This is a genomic window from Streptomyces sp. NPDC005483, assembly GCF_040606035.1.
Lineage (GTDB): Bacteria > Actinomycetota > Actinomycetes > Streptomycetales > Streptomycetaceae > Streptomyces.
On sequence record NZ_JBEXEA010000096.1, the window covers coordinates 1 to 4,933 of the forward strand.

A 4,933-nucleotide genomic window follows, 5' to 3' on the forward strand; every position below is an offset into this window, starting at 1 on the left:
ACCGGGCGTTTTGGGGTGACAAACGGGCCCGCCGGGGTCGCGGCACCTACCGGGTGCCGCCCACCCCGGCGGCTTTCTGCGGGCCTTGTGGGGCCCACACGCACAACCCGTACGAACACGCCTGAGGGCCCGCAGCGGTCACGCTGCGGGCCCTCAGGCGATTCACGTCTCGAGCGCCTCAGCGCCCGGGCTCACGCCTCGTCTCGGCGCAGCGACGGCTTCAGGTCCTTGAGCCGGCCCAGCAGGCCGTTCACGAACGAGGGCGACTCGTCCGTGGAGAACTCCTTGGCCAGCTGCACCATCTCGTCGAGCACCACCGCGTCCGGGGTCTCGTCGGCCCAGATCAGCTCGTAGGCGCCCAGACGCAGGATGTTGCGGTCGACGACCGGCATCCGGTCCAGCGTCCAGCCGACCGAGTACTGCGCGATCAGCTCGTCGATGCGCCGCGCGTGCTCCGCGTAGCCCTCGACCAGCTGCATCGTGTACTCGCTCACCGGCGGCTGCCGGGTGTCGTTCCGGGAATGCCGGATCCAGTCCGCGAGGACCGTCAGGACGTCGGCGCCGCGCTGGTCGCCCTCGAAGAGGATCTGGAAGGCGCGCTTGCGGGCCGTGTTGCGGGCAGCCACGGTTAGCTGTTCACCCGGCCGAGGTAGTCGCTCGTGCGGGTGTCGACCTTGATCTTCTCACCGGTGGTGATGAAGAGCGGGACCTGGATCTGGTGACCGGTCTCCAGGGTGGCGGGCTTGGTGCCACCGGTGGAGCGGTCGCCCTGCAGGCCGGGCTCGGTCTCCTGGACGACGAGCTCGACGGCGGCCGGCAGCTCGACGAAGAGCACCTCGCCCTCGTGCTGTGCCACGGTGGCGGTGAAGCCCTCGATCAGGAAGTTGGCCGCGTCACCGACCGCCTTGCGGTCGATCATCAGCTGGTCGTAGGTCTCCATGTCCATGAAGACGAAGTACTCGCCGTCCATGTACGAGAACTGCATGTCGCGCTTGTCGACAGTGGCCGTCTCGACCTTGACGCCGGCGTTGAACGTCTTGTCGACGACCTTGCCGGACAGCACGTTCTTGAGCTTGGTGCGCACGAATGCGGGGCCCTTGCCGGGCTTGACGTGCTGGAACTCGACGACGGACCAGAGCTGGCCGCCTTCGAGCTTGAGCACCAGGCCGTTCTTGAGGTCGTTCGTGGAAGCCACGGTTGCGGAATCTCCTGGACTGACGTGGACGACCCCGGCGCACGCACCTTGCCTATAGTGCGAGCAGCTCCTTGGTCGTGATGGTGAGTAGCTCGGGTCCGCCGTCCGCCTCGGGGCGTACGACGAGCGTGTCATCGATCCGGACGCCGCCCCGTCCCGGGAGGTGGACCCCCGGTTCGACGGTGACCGGCACGCAAGCGTCCAGTTTACCCATGGCCGAGGGGGCCAGCTGCGGGTCCTCGTCGATTTCCAGTCCCACACCGTGTCCGGTGAGGGTCGGGAGCCCCTCGTGGTGGCCCGCGGACTCCAGTACCTGGCGGGCCGCACGGTCCACGTCACGGTAGGCGGCGCCGGGTGCCAGCGACTCCCGTCCAGCCCGCTGAGCGGCGAAGACGAGGTCGTAGAGCTCGATCTGCCAGGCGGCGGGGGACGTACCGATGACGAAGGTACGGCCGATCTCACAGCGGTAGCCGCGGTAGCTCGCGCCCAGGCAGACGGAGAGGAAGTCGCCCTCCTCGACACGGCGGTCGGTGGGGCGGTGGGCCGGGCGGCCGGAGTTCGGACCGGTGCCGACGGAGGTGGCGAAGGCAGGGCCGTCGGCGCCGTGGTCGACGAGGCGGCGCTCCAGTTCGAGGGCGAGGTGCCGCTCGGTGCGGCCGACGAGGATGGACTCCAGGAGCTCACCGAGTGCCTGATCGGCGATCTCGGCGCCGATGCGCAGGCAGGAGATCTCCTCCTCGTCCTTGATGACGCGCAGCTGTTCGACCGCGCCGCCCAGGTCGGCGAGGCGCAGGCGCGGGACGACGGAGCGGATGGCCCGGTGGCGGGCCACGGTGAGGTGCTGTTCCTCGACGGCGAGGGATCCCCCGCCCTGTGCCTCCGCGAGGTCGGCCGCCGCGACGGCGGGGTCGCCTCCGGCGCCTGGGAGGGTGTGGAGCCGCAGGGCCTCGTCGGGACGGCCTTCCGTGCGGTCGTCCAGGGGGCCGGGGCAGAGCAGCACGTCCTCACCGGCACCGACCAGGAGGACGGCGCCGCGGGGGGCGGTGCCCGCGAGGTAGCGGACGTTGGCGGGGCGGGAGATCAGCGCGGATTGGCTGCCGCCGGCTCGGCAGCGGTCTCTCAGGCGGGCTCTCCGGGTGACGTACACCTCTGACATGGTTCGAGCCTAGGAGCCTTGCGGGTGCCGCGCCGTTCGAGGAAGGCCGAGTGGGGGTCGCCCCCCCGCGTGGGTCAGCTCCCCGCCTCCGGGCAGAGCCCTACCATTTCGGCGGGCTCGCGATGGACCTCGCCAGTACGTCGTCCAGGATCCTCGCCGTCTGCGGTACGTCCATCTGGGAGTTGTCGATGATCGGCAGACCCGAGCCGTACCAGCCGGCCATCCGGCCGTGGATCCGTGCCACCTCCTCATCCGTCAGGCGGCGATTGCCGGACCGCTCCGCGTTGCGCTCCAGGACGATCTCCAGGCCCGGCAGCAGGACCACCGGCAGCAGCCCCGGGCCCACGTGCCGCTTCCAGCCGCCGAGACCGACCACCGGCCGGTCCGGGAAGACCGCGTCGTCGAGGATGCAGGAGATGCCGTTGGCGAGGAAGTTGCGGGCGGCGAAGCCGCAGGTGCGGCGGGCGAGGCGGTACTGGGCCTCGGAGTGGTCGTTCCAGCCGGACTGCGGGTCGGCGAAGCCCGAGCGGACCCACTCGCGTACATCGTCGAGGCTGATGTGGGCGGTGGGCACCCGGCGATGGTCGGCCCAGTACTTCGCGACGCTCGTCTTTCCGGCGCCCGCCGGGCCGATGAGCAGCACCGCCAGGGTCGTGCCCGCCGGATCGGGCGCGGTGACGGGCGGGGTGCCGGGGGCGCCCACGGGGGCGCCGGGCGGCAGTGGCACATGGCCGGTGGTGTCGGGTACCGGCCCCGGCGAGTGCTGCGGCGCGGGCGGGACCGGCGAGTGCTGCGGCGTCGGCGGTGCCTGGGAATGCGGTGGCGTCGGCGGGATCGGAGCCGGGGAGAAGCCCGGTGCCGGCGGCGGTGGGGGCACCGGGGCGGACCCCGGGTGCGCACCCGGGTGATGCGGTCCCGGCTGGTGTGCGGCCGGCGACCAGCCGACGGCCGGTCCGTGCCCCGGCTGATGGGGCGGCGGCAGCGGAGAACCCACTGCGTGCTGCATCCGGTGCCACTCCGTCTCGTCTTTTTCGGCTCGCTCGCCTCCGGGACGCTCGCGTCGGTGCCGGGAGTCCGACCGGGCGCGGCCCGAAGGCCAACGCTCGCTCGTCCTCTCGTCTCCGACGCGCCCCTCCGGCTCACTCGCGTCAGGCTGATCGGCGCTGGTTACGGGGTGGTGCATACCCCGCTCGCCACCGAACGGTACCGCCCCCGGCCCACGTTTGGTGAAACGACCGGGGGCGCCCCGAAGTGCCCCTGGGGCAAGGCGAATCAGGCGGAACGCCCGTCGCGGGACCTACTGGCCGACCTCGCCGTACGCGGCGAGCAGAACGGCCGGGTCCGGGCCCTCCAGAACGGTGGGCTTGCCCAGTCCGTCCAGGACGATGAACCGCAGCAGGTTGCCGCGGGACTTCTTGTCGACCTTCATGGTCTCGAGGAGCTTGGGCCACTGGTCGTAGCGGTAGTGCAGCGGCAGGCCCACCGACTCGAGGACGGCGCGGTGGCGGTCGGCCGTCGCGTCGTCCAACCGGCCCGCAAGACGGCCCAGTTCGGCGGCGAAGTGCATGCCCACGGCGACCGCGGCGCCGTGCCGCCACTTGTAGCGCTCGTTCTTCTCGATGGCGTGCGCGAGCGTGTGGCCGTAGTTGAGGATCTCCCTCAGGCCCGACTCCTTGAGGTCGGAGGAGACGACCTCGGCCTTGACCCGGATCGAGCGCTCGATGAGCTCGGCGGTGTGCGGGCCGGCCGGGGTGCGCGCGGCCTCCGGATCGGACTCGATGAGCTCCAGGATCGCCGGGTCGGCGATGAAACCGGCCTTGATGATCTCGGCGAGCCCGGAGACGTAGTCGTTGACCGGCAGGGACTCCAGCGCGGCCAGGTCGCACAGGACGCCGGCGGGCGGGTGGAAGGCGCCGACGAGGTTCTTGCCCTCGGCGGTGTTGATGCCGGTCTTGCCGCCGACGGCCGCGTCGACCATCGCGAGCACGGTGGTCGGGATGGCGATCCAGCGCACCCCGCGCAGCCAGGTCGCGGCCACGAACCCCGCGAGGTCGGTGGTCGCGCCGCCGCCGACGCCGACCACGACGTCGGAGCGGGTGAAGCCGGACTGGCCGAGCGCCTTCCAGCAGTAGGCGGCGACCTCGGCGGTCTTGGCCTCCTCCGCGTTCGGGACCTGGATGGCGACGGCCTCGAAGCCCTGCTCGGCGAGGTCGGCCCGCAGCGCGTCTCCGGTGCCGGCGAGCGCCTCGGGGTGGATGACCGCGACCCGCTGGGCCTTCTCCCCGACCAACGTGCCGAGCTCGCCCAGGAGTTGACGTCCCACCAGGACCTCGTACGGTTCGCTGCCCGCGGTGCCGCCGACCTGGATGCGCGTCACTGCCTCGCTCATGCTTCCTTCAACTCCAGTGCGTCCAGCGCGATCTCGGTGACTTCTTCGGGGGTACGGCCGTCGGTGGCCACGACCGCCGTGGCGATCGACTCGTACAGGTGGCGGCGCGCCTCCATCAGCTCGCGCCACTGCTTGCGCGGGTTGACCGCGAGCAGCGGGCGCGCGGCGTTCAGGCCGGTGCGCTTGACCGCCT

The 4,933-nt window shown here is 71.6% G+C and carries 6 protein-coding genes; all 6 read right to left on the minus strand.

Features of this window, described 5'->3' with window-relative positions:
* Positions 1-191: 191 nt before the first annotated feature.
* Positions 192-626, minus strand: a complete 435-nt coding sequence (gene nusB, locus ABZT06_RS50135; RefSeq protein ID WP_355756529.1) for a transcription antitermination factor NusB — start codon at positions 624-626, stop codon at positions 192-194.
* A gap of 2 nt (positions 627-628) precedes the next feature.
* A complete protein-coding gene (gene efp, locus ABZT06_RS50140; RefSeq protein ID WP_057614159.1) occupies positions 629-1,195 on the minus strand; it encodes an elongation factor P in 567 nt (188 codons plus the stop codon).
* Positions 1,196-1,247: 52 nt separating this feature from the next.
* Entirely contained in the window at positions 1,248-2,351 is a 1,104-nt protein-coding gene (locus ABZT06_RS50145; RefSeq protein WP_355756532.1) for an aminopeptidase P family protein, read from the minus strand.
* A 100-nt stretch (positions 2,352-2,451) separates the two neighbouring features.
* A complete protein-coding gene (locus ABZT06_RS50150; protein ID WP_355756535.1) occupies positions 2,452-3,357 on the minus strand; it encodes a Pro-rich N-terminal domain-containing protein in 906 nt (301 codons plus the stop codon).
* A gap of 291 nt (positions 3,358-3,648) precedes the next feature.
* Positions 3,649-4,740 (minus strand): 3-dehydroquinate synthase, encoded by a 1,092-nt coding sequence (aroB, locus tag ABZT06_RS50155; protein WP_355756538.1) that lies wholly within the window; start codon positions 4,738-4,740, stop codon positions 3,649-3,651.
* Positions 4,737-4,933, minus strand: a 197-nt coding sequence (locus ABZT06_RS50160) for a shikimate kinase (protein ID WP_355756543.1), incomplete at its 5' end; no start/stop codon positions are given. The genes aroB and ABZT06_RS50160, both read right to left, overlap by 4 nt.

Excerpts from the sequence above, each read along its gene's own strand:
- ABZT06_RS50145 (WP_355756532.1), bottom strand. The coding sequence starts at position 2,351 with ATGTCAGAGGTGTACGTCACCCGGAGAGCCCGCCTGAGAGACCGCTGC.
- aroB (WP_355756538.1), bottom strand. The coding sequence starts at position 4,740 with ATGAGCGAGGCAGTGACGCGCATCCAGGTCGGCGGCACCGCGGGCAGC.
- ABZT06_RS50150 (WP_355756535.1), bottom strand. The coding sequence starts at position 3,357 with ATGCAGCACGCAGTGGGTTCTCCGCTGCCGCCGCCCCATCAGCCGGGG.